Source organism: Flagellimonas okinawensis (assembly GCF_029194005.1).
GTDB lineage: Bacteria > Bacteroidota > Bacteroidia > Flavobacteriales > Flavobacteriaceae > Flagellimonas > Flagellimonas okinawensis.
In genome coordinates this window covers 642,626-666,235 of record NZ_JARFVA010000002.1, presented here as the reverse complement: position 1 = coordinate 666,235, position 23,610 = coordinate 642,626, and the positions used below count along the sequence as shown (strand labels likewise).

Genomic DNA, 23,610 nt, shown 5'->3' with positions numbered 1-23,610 from the left:
ACATGCAATCTTATTGGCGGCTGCATAGATACCCTATACTGTTTGCTGTCGCTTGTATTTTATTCTATTGGAGCTTTGCTTACAACTTGGTCCGTACCGATTTTGTAAAGCTGTTCATGCTCTTTGGGGCGATTTTTTACCTGACCTATAAAATCATCCAGTTCGAAAAGTGGAACTTTAAGTTCCTCTTGGTAATAGGAATATTGTTTCGGTTGGTATTTTTGATTGCAGAACCCAATCTTTCACAGGATTTCTTCCGATTTATTTGGGATGGAGAGCTCATCAAAAACGGTATCAATCCCTATCTGTACACACCCGACCAAATCATGGAACGAGGAACTGTATCGTTCCCAAGCATGAAGGAACTGTACGCGGGAATGACCGACCTGAATGCAAGGCACTACAGCAACTACCCACCTGTTAACCAAATACTCTTTGCGATTGCCACATTTTTAGGAGGCGGAAGTGTTTTAGGCTCATCGATTGCCATGCGCCTAATTATTATCCTTGCTGATTTAGGCATGCTCTATTTCGGACGAAAACTGTTGCAGAATCTCAACAAGGCCAATCATTTGGCCTTCTGGTATTTTTTAAATCCTTTGGTCATTATTGAACTTACTGGCAACCTACATTTTGAAGGCGTCATGCTGTTTTTCTTTGTTTGGTCATTATATCTCATTTCCAAAAACAAATGGCTATGGGCAACACCCGTTTACGCCGTTTCCATAATGGTAAAACTAATGCCATTGATGTTTCTACCTCTATTCATCAAATATTTAGGAATTAAAAAGAGTCTAGTTTTTTACACCCTAGTAGTTTTTGGCTGTGCTGTATTGCTATTCCCATTTTACTCCACAGTTTTTATAGATAATTATTCTGACACCGTTGGACTTTGGTTCTCCAATTTTGAGTTTAATGCGAGTATTTACAATGTGGTAAAAAAGATAGCTGTAACCTATTACGAAGCCAAGCCATGGGAATTGATTGATTCTTACGGCTCTTTTATTCAAAAACTGGTTGTAATTATAATAGTGTTACTTGCTTTTCTTAGGAAGAACCAAAAGTTGGAATCTGTGATTACCTCAATGGTATTCGCTTTAGGGATATATTATTTTCTTTCCAGTACCGTGCACCCATGGTATGTAGTATTTCTTTTGGGCTTTGCCATGTTTACGGATTATCGTTTCCCATTGGTATGGTCTTTCGCTGTTATTCTAAGTTACTATACCTATTCCAACCCCGATTACAAAGAGAATCTGTGGTTATTGGCCATTGAATACATTTTGGTATTGGGCTTTTTTATTTGCGAAATGATAGGAAGCAGGCCAAAAAAGTTATATTTCTTCAAAAAGTAATCCCAACTTTAGGCCGATTCGAATTAATTTGTACTTTAGCTTCAGAATGAAAGGACAACTGTACATATTATCTACTTTGAGCATCACTGCTCCTATCAGTCCATTTACTCCCCGCCGTCGTCGCCCGTAAGGGTGCATCATATCTATTGGAAATAGGTGAGTCCATTTCCGCAAAACTACCAAATACATTTTTTCAATTTTTTTACAGATTAATCGCTTGCAATGGAAATTATTGTTGCTAACGAATCACATTTTAAATACGCACAGATCATAAGTGATACCATTACCGAATCGGCCAAGGTTCGTGGTACAGGTATTGCCCGGCGTACACCCGAATACATTATAAAACGTCTTCAGAACGGAAATGCCATTATTGCTTTGGATGGAGATAAATTTGCAGGTTTCTGCTATATCGAGGTCTGGGGAAATAAGGACTTTGTGGCCAACTCCGGTTTGATCGTACATCCCGATTACAGAAATCAAGGACTCGCCAAGAAAATCAAAAAAGCAGTTTTTGACCTATCAAGAAAAAAATTTCCCGACGCTAAGATCTTCGGGATAACCACAGGCCTTGCCGTAATGAAAATGAACTACGAGCTAGGCTATAAACCCGTGACCTTTTCCGAACTTACGGATGACCCCGAGTTCTGGAAAGGCTGTCAGACCTGCAAAAACTTTGATATTTTAACCCGTACTGACAAAAAGATGTGTCTTTGCACAGGAATGTTGCACGATCCAAAAGCACAAAAACAAGAACCAGAAAAAATCAACAAAAAGGCATTTCAACGATTGAAAAGTATAAAGGAGAGCCTTTTTCTAAAAAAGAAAGACAAATAAAATCATCTGTTTGAGATAGCATGGGAGTTAAACAAATACCCACAGCACTCGATGCGACAACATAAAGAATCAACAAAATGGAAAAATTAGTTATTGCTTATAGCGGCGGATTGGATACCTCATACTGTGCCAAATACCTATCACAAGAGGAAGGGTTTGAAGTACATGCCGTAAGTGTGAACACGGGAGGATTCAGTAAAACTGAAATTGCGGAAATCGAAGAAAAAGCCATTGCTTTGGGAGCGACCACTTACACCTCAATCGATGCGGTATCCACATTTTATGACAAGGTGGTAAAATACCTCATCTTCGGAAATGTACTAAGAAACAACACCTATCCCCTTTCTGTAAGTGCGGAACGAATCGTCCAGGCCATTGAAATAGTGAACCATGCCAAAAAAATAGGGGCCAAATATATCGCTCACGGAAGCACGGGAGCTGGTAACGACCAAGTGAGATTTGATATGATCTTTCAAATATTGGCTCCGGAAATCAAGATCATCACCCCTATCAGGGACAAGAAGTTGGCTAGGGAAGAAGAAATTAACTACTTGCAGCAAAACGGTATAGATTACTCTTGGGAAAAAGCAAAATATTCGGTGAACCGAGGCTTATGGGGAACATCTGTAGGTGGAGAAGAAACACTGACCTCTCACCTATCCTTACCAGAAAGCGCTTATCCAAGCCAGTTGGAAAAAGAGATTCCAAAAGAAATCAAATTGACCTTCAACAAAGGTGAATTAGTAGCCTTGGACGGCGAACAGGATACACCTGTTGCCAATATTGAAAAATTGTCCGCCATTGCATCCAAATATGCCATTGGCAGGGATATCCATGTGGGCGACACCATCATCGGAATTAAAGGAAGGGTAGGTTTTGAAGCCGCGGCCCCACTGATCATTATAAAAGCGCACCATTTGTTGGAAAAACACACCTTGAGCAAATGGCAACAATACCAAAAAGAGCAAATGGGCAATTTTTATGGAATGTTGTTACATGAAGGAAACTATTTGGATGAAGTAATGAGAAACATCGAGGCATTTTTGACAGATACCCAAAAACACGTTTCGGGAGATGTTTTCGTGACCTTGCATCCATACCGATTTGAGTTGAACGGAATTTCCTCAAAACACGATTTGATGAATGCTTCCTTTGGAAGTTATGGGGAAATGAACAAAGGCTGGACCGCAGATGAAGCCAAGGGATTCATCAAAATTTTGTCCAACCCAGGAAAAATATCAAACCATGTAAACCAAGATTCATGATCAAAGCAGGAATCATAGGAGGTTCGGGATACACAGGTGGAGAGCTGATTAGGTTGTTGCTCAATCATCCCAAAACCGAGATTGACTTTGTATACAGTACCACAAGAGCGGGCAAGCCGATTACCTCTGTCCATCAAGATTTGTTGGGACAGACGGATTTGAAGTTTTCAGGAGAAGTAAATCCCGATGTAGATGTGGTGTTCTTATGTTTAGGACACGGAAATTCCACTTCCTTTTTAAACGAGAACAAATTTTCGGCATCTACAAAAATCATAGATCTCAGCAACGATTTCAGGTTACAAGGCGATTCCGTTTTTAAGGGTCAAAGATTCATATATGGCCTTCCCGAATTGAACAAGTCTGCCATAAAATCCGCAGAGGCCATCGCCAATCCAGGTTGCTTTGCCACTGCCATACAATTGGCATTGTTGCCATTGGCCAAAGCAGGTCTATTGACTGATGACGTTCATATCAACGCTGTTACTGGAAGTACCGGAGCTGGTGTCGGGTTGTCCGCCACCTCACATTTTAGCTGGAGAAACAATAATGTTTCTTGGTACAAGCCATTTACACACCAGCATTTGGGAGAAATCGGTGAAAGTCTGAGTTCCTTCGGGAAGTCTGTGGGAAAACTAATGTTTTTGCCCAATCGGGGCAACTTTACCCGAGGAATCTTGGCCACTGCTTACACCAACTACAACGGTAGCTTGGATGAAGCAAAAGAGCTATACAACGACTTTTATAAAGATGCCGCCTTCACCCATATGTCGGATGAAGAATTGCATCTAAAACAAGTGGTGAACACCAACCAATGCCATATCCATTTACACCAACACAACGACATACTTTTGGTGACTTCGGCCATTGATAATTTGTTGAAAGGGGCATCGGGACAGGCAGTTCAGAATATGAACCTGATGTTCGCCTTCCCAGAAACCGAAGGTCTATTGTTAAAAGCAGGAGTATTTTAAAATAATATCAGGTCAAGCTGTCACATCGAGCGAAGTCGAGATGCGAGAGCACATGCAAAAACCTTAAAACATCTCTCGACTGTGCTCGAGATGACAAAACTAAAAAACCATGAAAATAGCCATCATAGGAGCAGGAAATTTAGGGTTGGCCATTGCAAAAGGCATTTTGCACAGCAATGGAGCTACCACTATGTACCTTACCAAACGAAACACCAAATCCATTCAGGAATTTGAAAAGTATGGAAATGTTACCGTTACTTCCGACAATAAGGAAGCCGTTAAAAATTCAGATATCCTGATTTTTGCGGTACAGCCAGGTCATTTTACTTCTATTTTAAATGAGACCAAAGACCTTCTTTCTGAAAAACATGTGGTGATCAGCACCATTACGGGCTTCAAAATTCCGAGAATCGAGGAAATTATCGGCTCAGATAAATTCATCATCCGTAGTATGCCCAATACGGCCATTTCTGTAGGTAAATCCATGACCTGTATTTGTAGTAACGAGCTTGGTAAAAAACGAGTAGATTTGGCCAAGGCTATTTTTAACCGCATGGGCCACACCATGGAAATTCCAGAGGACCAAATGCAGGCCGCAACAGTCATCTGTGCCAGTGGAATTGCGTTTTGGATGCGATTGATACGAGCTACGACCCAAGGAGCTATTCAATTGGGTTTTGATGCCAAAGAAGCACAAGAACTGGCCATGCATACCTGTAACGGAGCCGCTAGTCTTTTGATTGAATCCGGCAGCCATCCAGAAGAGGAAATTGATCGTGTGACCACGCCAAAAGGATGCACTATTGAAGGTTTGAATGAAATGGAACACCAAGGACTAAGCTCATCCTTGATCAGGGGAATAGTTTCCTCCTATGAAAAAATTAGCCACATCAGAAAAACATAACTGATGTTGGGTCGAGATGCGAGACCTTAATGAAAATATACACCTCTCGACTGCGATCGAGATGACAAATAAAGCATAACAATGAAATTATTCGACGTATACCCCCTATATGATGTAACCCCAGTTAAAGCCAAAGGCATTGAAGTCTGGGACGACAAAGGGCAGAAATATTTGGATTTCTATGGAGGCCATGCCGTAATATCCATTGGACACACACATCCACATTATGTGAAGCGCATCAAGGAGCAACTGGACGACATGGCATTTTACAGCAACTCGGTCCAGAACCCTTTGCAAGAGGAGCTTGCCCAAAAGCTGGGTGAGCTATCCAGCTGTGAAAATTATGATCTTTTTATGTGCAACTCCGGCGCGGAAGCCAATGAAAATGCTCTGAAAATGGCCTCTTTCCACACAGGAAAGTCAAAAGTGATTGCCTTTAGCAATAGTTTTCACGGAAGAACCTCGGCGGCAGTTGCAGCTACGGACAATCCAAGTATCAATGCACCTATCAACAAACAACAAGAAGTCACCTTCTTGGCATTGAATGATATGGATGCCTTTGAAAAAGCTATTGAAAGCGATGCATATTGTGCTGTAATCTTGGAAGCCATTCAAGGTGTGGGAGGGTTGGATGAACCCACCACGGAATTCTTTCAACTTATTGCCAAAAAATGTAAAGAGCACAACATAGTCCTTATAGCCGATGAAGTTCAATCTGGTTACGGACGTAGTGGTAAATTCTTTGCCTTTCAGCATCACGGCATAGAACCTGACATTATTTCAATCGCTAAAGGCATGGGGAATGGCTTCCCTGTAGGCGGTGTATTGATTCATGAAAAATTTAAACCATCTTACGGACTTTTGGGAACCACCTTTGGTGGAAACCACTTGGCCTGTGCAGCGAGCTTGGCCGTACTGGAAGTTATAGAAAAGGAAAACTTGATCGAGAACGCCGCAACCCTTGGTGACTATTTTAGGGAAAAGGCTGCCGAAATTCCAGAAATCAAAAAAGTAAAGGGCAAGGGATTGATGATCGGGCTGGAATTTGATTTTGAAGTAGCCGGGCTGCGCAAAAAAATGATCATGGAACAACACATGTTCACAGGAAGTGCCAAAAACAAGAAGTTGTTGCGCTTTTTACCTGCCCTGAACATTACCAAAAACGATATTGACCTATTTTTTGAAGCGCTGAAAAAAGCATTATAATGAAGCATTATCTATCTGTTAACGATATAGAATCTCTACCCGATTGGGTGGACGAAGCAATCACCCTAAAAAAAGACCCATATCAGTTTGAAGATATGGGAAAGCGGAAAACTATATGCCTATTGTTTTTTAATAATAGCCTAAGGACCCGTTTGAGCACACAAAAAGCAGCCATGAACCTTGGAATGGAAGTAATGATCATGAACTTTGGCAACGAAGGTTGGGCGCTGGAATATGGAGACGGCACCGTAATGGACCAAGGTACATCGGAACATATTAAAGAAGCCGCTCAAGTGGTCTCACAGTATTCCGATATCGTTGCCATTCGTGCATTTGCAGGTTTGGTGGACAAGGAAAAAGATGAAGCGGAAGAAGTCATCAATGGATTTGCGAAGTACGCCACTATTCCAGTGGTTAACATGGAAAGTTCCGTGGGACACCCTCTTCAGGCATTGGCAGACGCCATTACTCTGAAGGAGAACGAAACCAAGAAGAAGCCCAAAGTAGTTTTGTCTTGGGCTCCGCACCCAAAAGCATTGCCCCATGCGGTGGCCAATTCTTTTGTTCAAATGATGAAAATGCAAGATGCGGATTTTGTCATCACACATCCAGAGGGATATGAGCTTAATCCAGAATTGACCGAAGGATGTCAAATAGAATACGACCAAGATAAAGCACTCGAAGATGCCGATTTTGTCTATGTGAAAAATTGGAGCTGCTATTCTGACTATGGGAAGGTATTGAACAAGGATAAGGACTGGACCATTACTAAAGAAAAACTAGGAAATGCCAAATTTATGCACTGTCTCCCAGTAAGAAGAAACATGATCGTGGAAGATGCCGTATTGGACAGTGAACAATCCTTGGTAGTGGAACAAGCTAAAAACCGAGTCTTTTCAGCACAAATTGTCCTGAAAAAAATATTGGAAAACAAATGAAACTAAAGGATAAGGTCTGTATAGTGACTGGTGCTACCAGCGGAATGGGAAAAGCCATTGCCAAAGTTCTTTCTTCCGAAGGGGGCAAGTTGATCCTTTCGGGCAGGAACAAGGAAAGTGGCAAAGCGTTGGAAAACAGTCTTGACGATGCCGTGTTTGTTCCAGGAGATGTAACGGACCCATCCTATAATAAAAAATTGGTCGATACCGCGCTGGAAACTTATGGAAAACTGGACATCCTATCATTGAATGCGGGTATTCTTGGTCTTGGAAGTGTCAAAGAACTATCCATTGATTCCTGGCGGCACACTATCGATACCAATTTGAGTTCCATATTTTACCTTTGTAAATATGCACTTCCCAACTTACTGGAACAAGAAAACGGCAATATCTTGATCAATGCATCGATTGCTGCCTTTAAGAGTTTTCCAAATCACCCTGCTTATTGTGCTTCCAAAGCAGCATCTGTCGCTCTTATGAAGCAAATGGCCGTGGATTACGCACCAAAAATCAGAGTAAACGCAATTTGCCCTGGTCCTGTTGACACCCCTTTATTGTGGGAATCCACAGAGGCCTTTGAGAACCCGGCTACTGCTGTTGAAAATGCGAAAAGGACTACATTGTTAAAAAGGTTGGGCACGCCTGAAGATATTAGTAAACTTGTGCTTTTTTTGGTTTCTGACGATAGTTCTTGGATCACAGGAACCACAGTAACCATTGATGGAGGGATTATAAATACATAAAATGAAACAAAAATTATCCGTAGTAAAAATAGGCGGTAACCTTATAGAAGATCCTGAAGGTTGTAAATTGGTACTTGAGCTGTTTTCCAAACTGGACGGCAACAAAATATTGGTTCATGGTGGCGGCAAAAAAGCCACCGAATTGGCAAACCAGATGGGAGTAGAATCGAAAATGGTCAACGGCAGAAGAATTACCAATGCCGAAACTTTGGATATTGCCCTGATGGTTTACGGAGGCCTGTACAGTAAAAAAATAGTAGCCAAACTCCAGGCCCTTGGTACCGATGCCATTGGAATGAGCGGCGCTGATGCAGATGCAATTCGAGCACACAAAAGACCCAAAAAAAATGTTGATTTTGGTTTTGTGGGCGATGTTGATATGGTAAATACCTATGGTATTTTTAAACTATTACAAGCAGGTTTTACCCCTATATTTTGCGCACTTACCCACGATGGCAAAGGGCAAATGCTGAATACAAATGCTGATACCATTGCTGCAGAAATCGCGATTGCCATGTCCGACCAATTTGAAACAACCTTATATTACTGTTTCGAGAAAAAAGGCGTATTACAGGATGTTGAAGATGAGAATTCTGTAATTCAACATATAGACTCCAAAGGCTACGATGAATTATTGGCCTATGGAATAATCGCTGATGGCATGTTGCCCAAAATGCATAATTGTTTTTATGCTCTTCGCAACAATGTTTCCAAAGTTTGCGTGGGAAACACAAATATGCTCAAAGCGGAAAATTCAGATTATACGACATTGACTTTATGAAAGTAACCCAAGACATATTAACGGAAAAAGCCATTGAGCTTCTAAAAACACTCATCAGCACACCTTCCTTTTCAGGTGAGGAGGACAAAACAGGTGATGCCATAGAAAAGTTTTTACAAGACTTTGGCGTAGAGACCAAAAGACAACATAATAATATTTATGCCTTCAGCAAGCATTTTGATGAAAGCAAGCCCACCTTATTGCTCAACTCACATCACGATACCGTTAAACCGAACAGCGCTTACACCAAAGACCCGTTCAACCCTCATATTGAAGATGGAAAGTTGTATGGTCTAGGAAGTAATGATGCTGGTGGATGCCTTGTATCACTTTTGGCCACTTTTGTCCATTTTTATGAGAAAGAAAACCTTAGCCATAACATTATTATGGCAGCAACAGGTGAAGAAGAAGATGCAGGGGAAAAAAGTATAAGGGCATTGCTACCCATTCTACCAAAAATTGATGTAGCCATCGTGGGCGAACCCACCTTAATGGATTTGGCTATAGCCGAAAAAGGATTGGTAGTTTTTGATGCCGTAGTGGAGGGAACACCCTCGCATGCGGCCCACCCGAATGATAACAATTGTATTTACAATGCCATTGAAACTTTACAGTGGTTCAAAGATTACTCGTTTGCAAAAGCATCCGATGCACTAGGAGAAGTGAAATTAACGGTTACACAGATCAACGCTGGTAAGCAGCATAATGTAGTACCTGCACAAGTGGATTTGGTAATCGATGTCCGTGTCAATGATTGCTACAGTAATCAAGAGATTGCAGACATTCTCCAGAAGGAAGCACCCTGCAAAATGACACCGCGATCTTTACGATTGAACTCATCCTGTATTGATCCTGAACACGATTTGGTAAAAAGTGGGTTGGCCCTTGGAAGAAAAACCTACGGTTCACCTACCTTGTCGGACCAAGCCGCTCTGACCTGTCAATCGGTAAAGTTGGGACCTGGCGACAGTACAAGGTCACACTCGGCAAACGAATTTATATTCGTGAGAGAAATAGAAGAAGGCATAGATATTTACATCAAAACCCTAACGGGATTTTTACATTAAACAATGACCAATCAGCAATATACATTCAGCTATTGTTTATTGCTAATTGACAACAGATAATTGAATAGTATGAAACTCTGGGACAAAGGATTCAGTACCGATAAAAAAATAGACCATTTTACCGTGGGCAACGACCGTGAGTTGGATCTGGTCTTGGCCAAATATGATGTAATCGCCTCAAAAGCGCATGCTAAAATGTTGGGTAAAGTCGGATTGCTGTCAGAAGTTGAAACCAAGGAATTGATAAAGGGCTTGGATGAAATTGCCAAAGACATCGAAAAAGGAAATTTTATCATAGAAAACGATTTTGAGGACATGCACTCCAAGATCGAATTTATGTTGACCGAAAAATTGGGTGATACCGGTAAAAAAATCCATTCGGCCCGTTCTAGAAATGATCAGGTCCTGGTTGCCATGCAATTGTTCCTAAAAGATGAATTGATAAAGATCAAAGATCAAGTCAAGGAACTATTCGATCTATTAATGAAGTTGGCGGACAAGCACAAAAGCGTTTTACTGCCGGGCTACACCCATCTTCAAATTGCGATGCCCTCCTCTTTCGGACTATGGTTTTCTGCCTATGCGGAAAGCTTGATCGATGATTTGTACTTTGTACAAGCGGCTTACAAGGTAGCCGACCAAAACCCACTGGGAAGTGCCGCTGGTTACGGAAGTTCTTTCCCCATTGATCGAAGCTTTACCACTACCGAAATGGAGTTTGCAACCCTAAAATACAATGTAGTGGCTGCGCAAATGGGTCGTGGAAAGGTAGAAAAGGCTACCGCTTTCGGAATTTCCAGCGTTGCCGCTACCCTATCCAAAATGGCAATGGATATTTGCCTTTACATGAGCCAGAATTTCGATTTTATTTCGTTTCCTAACGAATTGACCACGGGAAGCAGTATTATGCCACATAAGAAAAACCCCGATGTGTTCGAATTGATTAGGGCAAAATGCAATAAAATCCAAGCAGTTCCCAACCAATTAATTATGATCATGAACAATTTGCCCAGTGGTTACCACAGGGACCTTCAATTGGTTAAAGAAGTAATTGTTCCCGCTTTGCAAGATATGCACGCCTGTTTGGAATTGATGACTTTTAGCCTTAAAGAAATCAAGGTGAACAAAACCATTTTGGAAGATCCCAAATACGATTATCTCTTTAGTGTGGATACATTGAATGAGCTCGTGAAAAGCGGCATGCCCTTCCGTGATGCCTATAAAACCATGGGCAAGGCCATAGAAAATGGGAATTTTAAACCTAAACGCGACATTGACCATACCCACGAAGGCAGCTTGGGCAATCTTTGCTTAGATCAGATAAAAGAGAAAATGGATAAGGTTTTGACCTAAAATGGATAAATTGGGTTGAAAATTAAGCCCTCGGCTTTCAACTTGATTTTATGTCCAAAAAAATTGTACTCAGCCTATCTCTTTTTCTAGGATTATTCCAACTTTCAGTAGCACAGGATGTTTATGCAAAAAATGAATTGGTAGATGTCCAAAGCTATGTGTTTGCTCTTCATTTGAATGATGCATCAAACGAAATCGAAGGGGAATCCAAAGTGACGGTTCGGTTTAAAAAGGGAGCGGTTCCCTTTTCACTTGACCTCATCCAAAAATCTGGAGAGTTTGGCATGGAAATCTCCAAGGTGATGGAAAACAATTCCCAAGCCAGCTACACTTATTCCAATGATAAAATTAATATTGTTCCGAAGGCTACTTCGGACTCCGTCCAAACCTACACCATTAAATACCAGGGTGTTCCTGAAAGAGGTTTGGTCATCTCTTCAACCAAATTTGGCAAGCGCTCTTTTTTTGGTGACAATTGGCCCAATTTGGCCAGGCATTGGTTGCCATCCGTAGACCATCCATACGATAAAGCAAGTGTGGAATTCCGAATTACCGCACCAGACCATTATGATGTGGTTGCAACAGGAAAAAAAGTAGAAGAAAGCCATCTGGAAAACGGATATAAACTGACCATTTACAACGAACCGGCTCCAGTTGCCACCAAGGTTATGACCATCGGTGTTACCGAATTTGCATCAAGAATTGTAGATAACATTGACGGTGTCGAGGTTTCAGCATGGGTGTATCCGCAAAACCGTTTGGAAGGATTTGGCGATTACGAGGTTGCAGGAAACGTACTTGAATATTTTATGGATCATATCGGGCCGTATTCGTATGCCAAACTGGCCAATATGCAGGCCAAGACCCAATGGGGTGGGTTGGAAAATGCAGGGACCATTGCCTATTTTGAAAATTCCGTAACCGGTAATAAAACCGTAGAACCTTTGATTGCCCATGAAATTGCCCACCAATGGTTCGGAAATTCCGCAACGGAAAAAAGCTGGAACCACGTTTGGTTGAGTGAAGGATTTGCTACCTACTTCTCTATTCTTTACTTGGAAAGTGAGTATGGGGATGAACGTAGAAAAAAAGAATTGGCCATCGACAAAAAAGAGATTTTTGATTATTACAGAAAAAATCCTGCACCCATTGTCGACCTCAGCATTAAGGACCCTATGAAGGTGCTCAGTACCAACACTTACCAAAAAGGAGGTTGGGTATTAAATATGCTCCGACATAAACTGGGTGATGGTGCTTTTTGGGATGGCATCCAAAACTACTATGCAAAATATCAAAACAGCAATGTCCTTACTAATGATTTTAGGCATGAGATGGAAGAAGTATCCGGCGAGAATTTGGAGTCCTTTTTTGAGCAATGGTTGTTCGTGAAGGGCCACCCGCAAATCAAATGGAGTTGGGATTACAGCAATGGCAAAATCAACCTCAGCATACAACAATTACAAGACCACCATGTATTCCAATTTCCTTTGGAAATAGGTATAGTAAAAGATGGGAAACTGACCATCAAAGCCATTGAAGTGAACCAACGGAACCAAAATATTCAAATTGAGATCCGCAATCAACCGGACTCCATTGTTTTGGACCCGAACCAATGGACTTTGTTTGAGGATATGGGCAAGATGTAGAACGCTTAATTCTCTACTGACATTTGTCTATCGCAATGGCACTTTTACTAAAAATACTCGTTGGTGGATATTGGGCATTACATCAAATCCATAACCCTTTAATGTTATCTGAAGTTAAAAAACCTAAGCCTAGTAACCTTTTAAAATTGGAAACATCTACCCCATTCGAATTTGTGGAAATTCAGTAGTTTGAGCGATTAAAAATTATCTCCGACACTCTTCAAAAATATCTATCCAATAATTTAAGCCTACTCAAAATGATTCATTGTTAAAAAAGAAAGGAAATCATTACATTTACCTCACTAAACAAACAATGAACAACCGAGCCTTTTTAACCCCCGTCCTCATAGCATTTGCTATGCTCTTTTGTGTACACTCTTATGCCCAAAAGAAAAATTCAGATTACAAGATCCATTTGTTTAAAACCAACGAGACGTTTACCATTGACGGTATTGGAGACGAAGCAACATGGCAAAAAGCCGAACCTGCGAAAGACTTTTTCATGGTTTTACCAATGGACGACCGCAAAGCCACGCAGCCTTCTGAGGTTAAAATGGCCTACGATGACAGGCAGTTGTATCTCTTGGCAACTTTCTACAAAACCCCAGGGAACACCTATGTGGTAGAATCGCTTCGTAGGGATTTTTCATTCGGAGGGAACGATAATTTTCTTCTGTTCATGGACCCATTCAACAACCAGACCACAGGTTTTAGTTTTGGTGCAAACGCCTATGGTGCGCAATGGGACGGAACCATGTCCAACGGAGGTAGTATAGATCTTAATTGGGACAGTAAATGGGTATCTGAAGTACAAAATCATGAAGACAAATGGGTGGTTGAAATGGCCATTCCGTTTAAATCCATTCGCTATGAAAAGGACGTAAAAGAATGGGGCGTAAATTTTTCCAGATTGGATTTGAGTACCAACGAAAAATCGAGCTGGACTCCCATACCAAGGCAATTCCCAACAGCATCATTGGCCTATACCGGTACTATGGTCTGGGACAACCCGCCTCCTAAACAAGGTCTTAATTATTCCATTATCCCATATGTTCTGGGGACCACGGGAAATTCGAGTATCGAAGATATCAGCTATGACAATGAATTTAAGGTTGGAGGTGATGTAAAACTGGGACTCACCTCGTCTTTAAATTTGGATTTGACCATTAATCCCGATTTTTCGCAGGTGGAAGCAGACCGTCAAGTGGCCAACTTGACCCGTTTTGAGTTGTTTTTTCCGGAAAGAAGACAGTTCTTCCTCGAAAATGCAGATCTATTCGCCAATTTTGGATACAGTGCCATACGACCTTTCTTTTCTCGTAGAATTGGATTGGGTGTACCTATAATTGCAGGTGCCCGTGTTAGCGGAAATTTAAACCGCAACCTACGTTTGGGCATAATGGATATGCAGACCGAAAAAGTGGACGAAACAGGTTTGCCCAGTCAAAACTTCGCAGTACTCTCCCTGCAGCAAAAAGTATTCTCGCGCTCCAATATTGGATTAATGTTCGTAAACAAAGAGTCTCTGGACTACAACGCTCTGGCTGACAGTTTAAAAACGGAATACACCCAGTTCAATAGAAATCTTGGATTGGAATATAACCTGGCCTCTGCGGACAACAAATACAACGGTAAGGTATTCATGCTTAAATCCTTCGGTCCTGATACATCCTACAACGGTTTTGCACAGGGAGCACATTTGGCCTACAGCAGTAGAAAGTGGAACTGGAGAGTACAACAGGAATATATATCGGAAAACTTCACCTCGGAAGTGGGTTTTGTGCCACGTAACAATTACATCAAATTGGAGGGTTCTGTCGGGCACTTATTTTTACCTGCCAGCGAAAAAGTAGTGAGCCATGGTCCACAATACACTGGTTTTTATTACTTCGACCCAAGTATGAATTCTACCGATTACGTATCCATTTTAGGTTATGCCGTTAACTTTATGGACCGGAGTTCGTTAGGTGTCGACGTGTTTAACGAATATGTACAGCTTTTGGCACCTTTTGATCCTACCAATACGGGCAAAGAGGAATTGGCAGCCGGTACGCGCCATCACTGGAACGGAGTTTATCTGCAATATAATTCGAGGCCCAAAAGTTTGTTCACCTATAACTTGACCACGAGATTGGGTCGTTATTTTTCTAGTGGATACCGAACCAATATCAATGCTCAACTGGGCTATAGGTTTCAACCATACGTAAGTTTGGGTGCAACCCTTAGCTATAACAACCTGGATTTACCAGATCCTTGGTATACCACCGATTTCTGGCTTGTTGGGACCGAAGCGGACATTACGTTTACCAACAAATTATTTTGGAACACCTTGTTCCAATACAATGAGCAGAGCAATAATTTTGGTATCAATTCCAGGTTACAATGGCGTTATGCTCCTGCTTCCGATTTGTTTTTGGTATTTAACAACAACGAGCAATTGTCCCCACTCGAGGGCAATTTATGGTCTTTGACGCTTAAGTTTACGTATTGGTTTAATAGATAGCTGGAATCCATCAATCCAAACGGGCCATTCATCAATTTTTGCTCGATCGAATCCCGTAATTTCTTGAAATTCATCAAAAGTATTGTGGTCGGTTCCAAGACATGGACTACCGAAATCATCAATAATCAATACAACGTTTCATGGATTTTTCAGATCAATTGGAAAGGATATTCCAAAAATTAAAGGACCTTAAAAAATTGGATAAAGATTTTTTATGATTTGGGGCCTACAAGCACCGATATAAATTAAATCCAAAGCTCTCAGAAAGCGAAATCGCTCAATTTGAAGAGGACCACAACATTACCTTACCCGAGGAATACAAGGCTTTCCTTTTACATGTTGGAAATGGTGGTACCAGTCCATATTACGGGTTGGAAAAACTGGAAAATGGTCTTTATATCGATTTGGATTATAAAGACGAAAATGAAAAAATCAAGCTTTCCGAACCCTTTCCATTCACCAAACCTTGGAACCTTATTGCAGAAAGTTTTGAGCAAGATATTTCTGATGAGGCTTATACCGAATTGGAAAACGAATATTTTGAACATAAATGGATCAATGGACTGCTTAGAGTCTCAAATTATGGCTGTGGCATCTTTATGAACCTAGTTGTAACAGAAGAAGAATATGGGAATATTTGGGTAGACAATAGATGTAATGATGGAGGTTTGTGCCCAGACCCATTCTTTGATCAAGAGGGACGTACTACTTTTCTGGATTGGTATGAATTATGGCTTGATAAAGAATTAAAAAAGTTGATTATGGTTTAAGCAAGAAATATATCACACATAAATGATTCTCTACCTGCCATAGTTGGGTACTTTTACACCAGAATTCGATACATAATTCCCAATGAGACATAAACTATTCGTAACCATCTATACCCTTTTGATTCTTTCCGTAGTAACATCATGCTCGGAAAAGAAAAAGGAAAAATCCGCCGAGAACAACCCTGTACAACAATCGGTAAACCCCAATGGCGACAGCGAACTGGCCATATTAATGCGTCAAATGTTCGATGAGGCCGAAACCATTAAAGAAAAAATAGCAAACGGAGAACCTATCGAATTATCTCTTGACCATGAGAAAATGTTAACGGCCCATGCAACCGAACCTGAAAAAGCAGCTTCCGCTGAGTACAACACATTTGCAGCGCTGTACTTGCAAAGCATCAAAAATCTTGAATCTGCAAAAGTATCCGAAGTAGACAGCATTTATAACAATTTGGTAATGAGTTGTTTAAACTGCCATAAAGTATTGTGTCCCGGACCTATGGTTAAAATTAAAAAACTCCAGTAGCTTTTGGCCGAATGCATTTACGGTGGATAAACAGTTTACGTCATCTACCATAACCCCTAAAGGGATTATTTTATCATCTTTAAATTGATGACCTCTTGCTCGGTCAAGTGTCTCCAATGGCCACGTGGTAGATCTTTTTTGGTTAAACCGGCAAAGATTACACGGTCCAACTTTACTACGTTGTAACCTAAATGTTCAAAAATGCGGCGTACAATGCGGTTTCTCCCACTATGGATTTCAACGCCCACTTCTTTTTTGGGTGCTCCTTGTATGTAACTAACACTATCCACAGAAATAGGGCCGTCTTCCAACTCAAGTCCTGCTTCAATCTTATGGAGGTCACCCAAACTTAGGTTGTTGTCCAAATGCACATGATAAATTTTACGCACGTTATGCTTAGGGTGCGTCAATTTTTTGGTAAGATCACCATCATTGGTAAAAAGTAACAAGCCAGTGGTATTTCTATCTAAACGGCCTACTGGTAACAAGCGATTGTTGGAAGCGCTGGAAATCAGCTCCATGACCGTGCGTCGCCCTTTTTCATCACTCGTTGTGGTAATAAAGTTCTTGGGTTTGTTCAGCAGAACGTACTCCTTTTTTTCCAAATTGAGTCGTTTGCCATCAAAACGAACATCATCGGAACGTTTTACCTTATACCCCATTTCTGTCACCGCTTTGCCGTTTACGGTAACATTTCCAGCGGCGATATATGTGTCGGCTTCCCGTCTAGAACAAATCCCCGCATTGGCAATATAACGGTTCAAACGAATCTCATCCGGATTGGAGTTTTTCCGCGGTGTGCTCTGTTTGGGTCTTGGAGAAAATTTTTTGTCGAACGGTTTATTTCGATCACCGCCCTTGAAGTTTTTAGAAGGCCTCTTGCCCCTGCTGTTGTCTGATTTCGCCATCAGTCGAATTTTTTGCAAATGTAATCTTTTTACGTTCCAAAAAACCTAAAGAACAAAGAATTACAAAATTCGGTTCAGGACTACATCAACATCGATCAATAGAATACTGAAAACCCCTGCCACAATAATAAACTTAATGATATTGTGCAGCCATACATAGTGTTTTTTGCCGTTGGCCTTCCAAAGTAAAACCAGAAACAAGACCAGAAGCACAATACAGGCCATAAAATAAAGGTACATATACCCGATATCGAAGGTTTTAATAAGCAAAAGCGCAGGTATTAGGGTGAAAACGATCAAAAGTGAAATAATGGTTTTTGATACTTTTGGACCATAAATAATAGGGATAGTCTTGTAATTCTGGGCCATATCTCCGGGCATACTTTCCAAATCCTTGATCATTTCCCTAGCGAGAATCAACAAGAACAGGAAAATAGCATGGACAAAAATTACCGTCTGGAAATTTTTATAGTACACAAATACAACAAAAAAAGGCGCGATTGCCAACGTGGACGACACCAAATTTCCCAAAAGGGGTATACGCTTGAGTTTGTGCGAATATATCCAAATTCCAAAAATGTAGGCGGAAAAAAATAGCACCGCCCTAAATGAAATATAACTTGCCGCAAAAACAGCTAAAAAATTGAGGATAAAATACGTCGTGAGCTTAAATCGCTGACTTACCAAACGATCCAACATACTTTTGGTGGGCTTGTTGATCAGGTCCTTTTCAGCATCGTAAAAATTATTGATAATGTATCCACTGGCAATGGTAAGTGCAGAAGCTGTTACGATTAAAAATAAATTTAAGTCCAGGACTACACCGCGAAATGGAGTATCCGGTGCCAAAATATAAATGGAAGCCAGATATTGGGCCAAGGTAATCACCAGGATATTATAGCCCCTGACTACAGAAAACAGACTCAACAGCTTAAAAAGCAAGAGTTTGTTTTTTCTACTAAGCATGAGATTGCTTTTAGAAGTTGTAAACTACTTCCAGCGTATGGCCTTCCAGCGCCTTTTTGGCCTTTTCCAAATCTTGGGTGAATCCCAAAATATATCCTCCGCCACCAGAACCGCAGAGCTTTAAGTAATAATCATTGGTCTCGATTCCATTTTGCCAGAGTTGATGGAATTTTGATGGAATCATCGGTTTAAAATGATCGAAAACTACATGCGAAAGCTGTTTTAGGTTGCCAAACAACGATTTCATGTTTCCATTCAAAAAGTCCTCTACACACGCATCGGTGTGTTTTATAAACTGGTTTTTGATCATGTTACGGAAACCTTCCTGCTTCATGTTTTCCATAAAGAGTTGCACCATAGGTGCGGTTTCCCCTGTCATACCACTATCTAACAAGAATACAGCACCTTTACCCTCGGTATTCTGAGAGGGTATGCTTGTAGATTCGATGTTATCCTTGGAATTGATCAGAATGGGTAAGCTCAAATAACTGTTCAAAGGATCTAAACCGGATGATTTTCCATGGAAGAAAGATTCCATTTTACCGAAAATCTTCTTCAATTGAAGTAATTTTTCCCTAGTCAGGTTTTCCAAAACCGTTATTTTGTCCGTAGCATAGCGATCGTAAATAGCGGCTACCAATGCCCCACTGCTTCCAATACCGTAGCCTTGGGGAATGGAACTATCAAAATACATTCCATCGGCCACGTCTTTTTCCAATGCCTGAATATCAAAAGATACCAAACCTTCTTCCTTTATTTCCAATACTTTGAGGTACTCGGCATACGCCTTGAGACTCTTGTTGGATTCCTGTGCCATTTGGGAATCGCTTCCGTCCCATTTAAGCGCACCCTTAAAAAAATTATAGGGTATGGAAAGACCTTTGGAGTCTTTAATAATGCCGTACTCCCCGAACAATAAAATCTTGGAATAAAATAATGGACCTTTCATATGATACTACTAAGATACAAACAAATTTTGTTTAATGTTTGATAAAATTTGATAAACAAATAAATTTTATCTTCAAAAACCTGTTTTCTTGGGTCTAAAATCTTGGCAAATAACGTAAAAAAACAGCTTAGCTGTTCATTTTTAACTGTTTATTTTAATTGCACCGGACCCAACTTTATCGTGAATATATTGACCGTTCTCGCAATGTGGTGCCAATTCATCCTCAATAAACATCTGCACCTTTTCCTTGGCAGCTACCGGATAGAGCAAATGCACATTGGCACCGGCATCCAAAGTAAAACAAACCGGTATTTTGGTCTCCTCACGGTATTGCCATATTTTATTGATAATCTCCAAGGTATCCGGCTTCATCAAAATAAAATAAGGGCTACTTGTCATCATCATGGCATGTAAGGTCAGGGCCTCACTTTCCACCAACTTGATAAATCCTTCTAAATCTCCACTGGCCAAAATGGGTTTCAATTGGTTCAAATTGGTGCCTGCCTGTTGAAATCTGTTATCCGCATAGGGATGGTTGTGCATCAAATTATGCCCTACCGTGCTGCTCACTTGTTTTTGTCCCTTGTGAACCAATAAAATAGTATCGCAATAGGTTTGAAAAACAGCATTAACCTCAAAGGGATATGGAACACCGTACAAATCGGAGCTACCAGGGATATGCATGTGCTTTCCCCATTGAACCAAGCTTCCCTTGATGCTTCGACAAGCACTTCCCGAGCCCAAACGGGCCAAAAAAGAGGCTTTGGCCAAGAAAGTTGATTCCTCCATCGAAGGGTTCAATTGCCTTTCGATATCCATTAAGCACATCGAAAGTGCTGCCATACCGCTTGCAGAGGACGCAATCCCACTGCTATGTGGAAAGGAGTTGGACGTTTCTATTATAAAATGATATGATTTTAAAAAGGGCAAATATGTTTCAATTCGCTCCAAAAATGTCTGGATCTTAGGTTTAAAATCCTCCTTTGGCCTACCTTCAAAAAGCAAATCGAACGAAAGTACTTCTTTATCATCCTTTTCTTTAAAAGTAATGGATGTGGTTGTAGCACAAGTATCCAATGTGAAGCTGATGGAAGGGTTCGCAGGAATTTGAACAGGTCTTTTCCCCCAATACTTGACCAACGCAATGTTGCTCGGTGCCTTCCATGTAACCTTACCTTCTTTAAGTGAGTTCTGATAAGCACTCGGCAAAAAATCTTTTTCCGTCATTGGGAATGGATTGATACGACAAATATAAGCAGCGGCAAACTTACTGGAAATTGGATTCAAATAAATTCTTATTTTAGTCGAAGTTGCGCCAACCATGAAAAAACGAATCGTTTACATAACCGTAAGTGTATTGGTCTGCCTTGCTATTGGATTTTTATCCAGCATTGCGACCCAAAGTTCCGTCAACGATTGGTATGTTACCCTAAACAAACCATCCTTTACGCCTCCCAACTGGTTATTTGCCCCTGTGTGGACAGCTCTGTACATTATGATGGGAGTTGCTGCCGGTATAGTTTGGAGCAAAGGGTACCACCACATATGGGTAAAAACGGCATTGTACCATTTTGTATTCCAATTATTGCTCAATGCCTTGTGGAGCATCGTTTTCTTCGGACTTAAAAATCCGTTGGGCGGAATGGTGGTAATCTTGGCCTTGTTGACGATGATCATCCTAACCATAAAATGGTTTAAAGTAATTAGTAAACCTGCAGCTCTTTTAATGGTCCCCTATGTTTTATGGGTGGCCTTTGCGTCTGCTCTCAATTACAAAATATGGGAGCTCAATCCCTAAGACGAAGTCATTTCCAAAAGTTTCAGCATGGTTTTATGGTTTCGAGTAGTGGCCTGCACACCCAGTTTCCTTTCAATTAGATTATTATTCAGTTTAGCCCTTCCATAACCATTTTTGCATAATAGATAAACACAATCGGGGGCAATATGAAACCTTTCATTTTCATACTGAAGCTGGTTGAATATCTCCACTAACTCCTGCTTGGGAGTGCTTTTCAACAGAACATAGTATAATTTGTTTTCTTCTTCCTTTTCTAAAAAAGGATTGCCATTCAGGATTTGTTCAACATTATCTTTCCGAATCACTAGAGTTGGTACATCAAAGCCAAAACTGGTTTGAATTGTTCTTGTTATCAATACTTCAATCTTTTCTTTGTCAGTAAGTTCACTGTCAAAAACAATGTTCCCGCTTTGGATATAGGTTTGTAGGTGTTTTAAGCCAGCATCCCCCAAAACATTTCTTAACTCGGCCATTTTTATCTTCTTTTGGCCGCTGACATTTATTCCCCTTAACAAGGCTATATAAGTATTCCCCATAACGTTGGATTCCAAACCCGAATTAATTTTAGTAAATTCAAACGCACTTAAATTAATAAAATGAATCAATACATCCTTGCTTTGGACCAAGGTACTACCAGTTCCCGTGCCGTGGTTTTTGATAAGAAGGGAACCATTATTTCCGTAGCACAAAAAGAATTCACACAAATATTTCCAAAACCGGGCTGGGTTGAACACGACCCGGACGAAATCTGGTCTACCCAAGCAGGAATGGCAGCCGAAGCAGTGAGCAAAAAAGGTCTCAAAGCTTCGCAAATGGCCGCGATAGGTATCACCAATCAGCGAGAAACCGTTGTTGTATGGGACAGAAATACCAGCGAGCCCATTTATAACGCCATTGTTTGGCAGGACAAAAGAACGGCCGACTATTGCGATGAGTTGAAGAAAGAAGGCAAATCCGATCTGATCCGTAAAAAAACGGGGTTGGTCATCGATTCGTATTTTTCCGGAACCAAGGTAAAGTGGATTTTGGACAATGTAGAGGGAGCTCGAGAAAAAGCGGAGGCAGGTGATTTGATCATGGGAACCATAGATTCATGGCTTATATGGAAAATGACGGATGGCGGGCTACATATTACCGATGTTACCAATGCATGCCGGTCCATGCTGTTCAATATAAATACGATGGACTGGGACGATGAGCTCTTGGAATTGTTGACGATTCCAAAAAGCATGCTCCCGGAGGTAAAGCAGTCCAGTGAGATTTACGGTCATACAAGTCCCAATCTTTTTGCGACTCCCATACCCATTGCAGGAATCGCGGGCGACCAACAAGCAGCATTATTTGGGCAAATGTGCACCAAGCAGGGCATGGTCAAAAACACCTACGGTACAGGTTGCTTTATGTTAATGAACATTGGGGAAAAGCCGATTGTTTCCGAAAACAATCTGCTTACCACAGTAGCTTGGAAAATTAACGGTAAAACACATTATGCGCTGGAAGGAAGCATTTTTATTGCTGGAGCGGTAGTCCAGTGGCTTCGGGATAGTCTGAATATTATAAAAACATCGGCAGAGGTAGAACGCTTGGCTGGGTCCGTGGATAATACCGAAGGAGTTGTTTTTGTCCCCGCCTTTGCAGGATTGGGCGCTCCACATTGGAACCAAAAGGCCCAAGGAACCATATTTGGTTTAACCCGGGGAAGCACAGATGCACATATTGCCCGTGCGGCCCTGGAATCCATTGCCTACCAAACCATGGATATATTAAAAGCGATGGAGGCCGATTCTGGAATCTCGATAAAAGAACTTCGCGTTGATGGTGGAGCTACGGTAAACGACATGTTGATGCAGTTCCAGGCCGATGTATTGAACACGGTCACGGTACGACCAAAGATTGTGGAAACTACAGTTATGGGAGCCGCTTATTTGTCTGGTCTCGCTGTTGGGTACTGGGAAAGTCCAGAAGAAATACAGGATATTTGGCAGACCGATGTCCACTTTAATCCTACACAAGAAAGAAAAAAAATAGATGCAGGTATCAAAGACTGGTACAAGGCTATAAAAGCTTTGGAGTTCTGGACGGAGAACCCTTAAAATCAAATCATAAACACTAACATTCCTT

21 protein-coding genes and 1 pseudogene are annotated in these 23,610 nt (G+C 41.1%); 17 read left to right on the top strand and 5 right to left on the bottom strand.

Annotated features, from left to right (window positions below; genetic code table 11):
- Positions 1 to 2 precede the first annotated feature (2 nt).
- The 15 genes and pseudogenes from PY091_RS08785 to PY091_RS08715 all read left to right on the top strand — a co-directional run bounded on the left by PY091_RS08785 (position 3) and on the right by PY091_RS08715 (position 16,868).
- Positions 3 to 1,355, top strand: coding sequence for an MptA/MptB family glycosyltransferase (locus PY091_RS08785; RefSeq protein WP_275649331.1), 1,353 nt, complete (start codon positions 3 to 5; stop codon positions 1,353 to 1,355).
- Positions 1,356 to 1,577: 222 nt separating this feature from the next.
- Positions 1,578 to 2,192: a GNAT family N-acetyltransferase gene (locus tag PY091_RS08780; protein ID WP_275649330.1), complete on the top strand. Its 615-nt coding sequence runs from the start codon at positions 1,578 to 1,580 to the stop codon at positions 2,190 to 2,192.
- 77 nt (positions 2,193 to 2,269) lie between these two features.
- A complete protein-coding gene (gene argG, locus PY091_RS08775) occupies positions 2,270 to 3,457 on the top strand; it encodes an argininosuccinate synthase (protein ID WP_275649329.1) in 1,188 nt (395 codons plus the stop codon).
- Positions 3,454 to 4,428 (top strand): N-acetyl-gamma-glutamyl-phosphate reductase, encoded by a 975-nt coding sequence (argC, locus tag PY091_RS08770; protein WP_275649328.1) that lies wholly within the window; start codon positions 3,454 to 3,456, stop codon positions 4,426 to 4,428. Before argG ends, argC begins: the two co-directional genes overlap by 4 nt.
- Before the next feature lie 109 nt (positions 4,429 to 4,537).
- A complete protein-coding gene (gene proC / locus PY091_RS08765) occupies positions 4,538 to 5,332 on the top strand; it encodes a pyrroline-5-carboxylate reductase (RefSeq protein WP_275649327.1) in 795 nt (264 codons plus the stop codon).
- Positions 5,333 to 5,413: 81 nt separating this feature from the next.
- On the top strand, positions 5,414 to 6,538 hold the full coding sequence (locus tag PY091_RS08760) for an aspartate aminotransferase family protein (RefSeq protein WP_275649326.1): 1,125 nt from the start codon (positions 5,414 to 5,416) through the stop codon (positions 6,536 to 6,538).
- A complete protein-coding gene (locus tag PY091_RS08755; protein WP_275649325.1) occupies positions 6,538 to 7,476 on the top strand; it encodes a Rossmann-fold NAD(P)-binding domain-containing protein in 939 nt (312 codons plus the stop codon). Before PY091_RS08760 ends, PY091_RS08755 begins: the two co-directional genes overlap by 1 nt.
- Positions 7,473 to 8,219 carry an SDR family NAD(P)-dependent oxidoreductase gene (locus tag PY091_RS08750; protein ID WP_275649324.1) on the top strand — a complete coding sequence of 249 codons (747 nt, stop codon included), beginning with the start codon at positions 7,473 to 7,475 and terminating at the stop codon, positions 8,217 to 8,219. The genes PY091_RS08755 and PY091_RS08750 overlap by 4 nt, the downstream gene beginning before the upstream one ends.
- Before the next feature lies 1 nt (position 8,220).
- Positions 8,221 to 9,000, top strand: a complete 780-nt coding sequence (gene argB, locus PY091_RS08745) for an acetylglutamate kinase (RefSeq protein WP_275649323.1) — start codon at positions 8,221 to 8,223, stop codon at positions 8,998 to 9,000.
- Positions 8,997 to 10,067, top strand: coding sequence for a M20 family metallo-hydrolase (locus tag PY091_RS08740; RefSeq protein WP_275649322.1), 1,071 nt, complete (start codon positions 8,997 to 8,999; stop codon positions 10,065 to 10,067). The genes argB and PY091_RS08740 overlap by 4 nt, the downstream gene beginning before the upstream one ends.
- A gap of 69 nt (positions 10,068 to 10,136) precedes the next feature.
- Positions 10,137 to 11,420, top strand: a complete 1,284-nt coding sequence (gene argH, locus PY091_RS08735) for an argininosuccinate lyase (RefSeq protein WP_275649321.1) — start codon at positions 10,137 to 10,139, stop codon at positions 11,418 to 11,420.
- A 50-nt stretch (positions 11,421 to 11,470) separates the two neighbouring features.
- Positions 11,471 to 13,066, top strand: coding sequence for a M1 family metallopeptidase (locus PY091_RS08730; protein ID WP_275649320.1), 1,596 nt, complete (start codon positions 11,471 to 11,473; stop codon positions 13,064 to 13,066).
- 313 nt (positions 13,067 to 13,379) lie between these two features.
- Complete coding sequence (locus PY091_RS08725) at positions 13,380 to 15,569, top strand: DUF5916 domain-containing protein (protein WP_275649319.1); 2,190 nt, start codon at positions 13,380 to 13,382, stop codon at positions 15,567 to 15,569.
- Between the two features lie 269 nt (positions 15,570 to 15,838).
- Positions 15,839 to 16,339, top strand: a pseudogene (locus tag PY091_RS08720) (SMI1/KNR4 family protein); the annotation flags it as partial.
- Positions 16,340 to 16,421: 82 nt separating this feature from the next.
- Positions 16,422 to 16,868, top strand: coding sequence for a hypothetical protein (locus PY091_RS08715; protein ID WP_275649318.1), 447 nt, complete (start codon positions 16,422 to 16,424; stop codon positions 16,866 to 16,868).
- A 65-nt stretch (positions 16,869 to 16,933) separates the two neighbouring features.
- On the opposite strand, the gene PY091_RS08710 is transcribed toward PY091_RS08715, so the two are convergent.
- The 4 genes from PY091_RS08710 to PY091_RS08695 all read right to left on the bottom strand — a co-directional run bounded on the left by PY091_RS08710 (position 16,934) and on the right by PY091_RS08695 (position 20,918).
- Positions 16,934 to 17,776, bottom strand: coding sequence for a pseudouridine synthase (locus tag PY091_RS08710; protein WP_275649317.1), 843 nt, complete (start codon positions 17,774 to 17,776; stop codon positions 16,934 to 16,936).
- A gap of 60 nt (positions 17,777 to 17,836) precedes the next feature.
- Positions 17,837 to 18,742: a geranylgeranylglycerol-phosphate geranylgeranyltransferase gene (locus tag PY091_RS08705; RefSeq protein ID WP_275649316.1), complete on the bottom strand. Its 906-nt coding sequence runs from the start codon at positions 18,740 to 18,742 to the stop codon at positions 17,837 to 17,839.
- Positions 18,743 to 18,752: 10 nt separating this feature from the next.
- The gene (locus PY091_RS08700; RefSeq protein WP_275649315.1) at positions 18,753 to 19,691 is read right to left on the bottom strand and encodes a mevalonate kinase family protein; all 939 of its coding nucleotides are present in this window, start codon (positions 19,689 to 19,691) and stop codon (positions 18,753 to 18,755) included.
- Between the two features lie 141 nt (positions 19,692 to 19,832).
- A complete protein-coding gene (locus PY091_RS08695) occupies positions 19,833 to 20,918 on the bottom strand; it encodes a diphosphomevalonate decarboxylase (protein ID WP_275649314.1) in 1,086 nt (361 codons plus the stop codon).
- Between the two features lie 94 nt (positions 20,919 to 21,012).
- Between PY091_RS08695 and PY091_RS08690 the strand changes: the two genes are divergently transcribed.
- The gene (locus PY091_RS08690; protein WP_275649313.1) at positions 21,013 to 21,489 is read left to right on the top strand and encodes a TspO/MBR family protein; all 477 of its coding nucleotides are present in this window, start codon (positions 21,013 to 21,015) and stop codon (positions 21,487 to 21,489) included.
- Here PY091_RS08690 and PY091_RS08685 read toward each other — a convergent pair.
- Positions 21,486 to 22,094, bottom strand: a complete 609-nt coding sequence (locus PY091_RS08685) for a DUF1697 domain-containing protein (RefSeq protein ID WP_275649312.1) — start codon at positions 22,092 to 22,094, stop codon at positions 21,486 to 21,488. The two genes, PY091_RS08690 and PY091_RS08685, sit on opposite strands and share 4 nt — an antisense overlap.
- On the opposite strand from PY091_RS08685, the gene glpK reads away from it, so the two are divergent.
- Complete coding sequence (glpK, locus tag PY091_RS08680; protein ID WP_275649311.1) at positions 22,086 to 23,582, top strand: glycerol kinase GlpK; 1,497 nt, start codon at positions 22,086 to 22,088, stop codon at positions 23,580 to 23,582. The two genes, PY091_RS08685 and glpK, sit on opposite strands and share 9 nt — an antisense overlap.
- Positions 23,583 to 23,610: the final 28 nt, after the last annotated feature.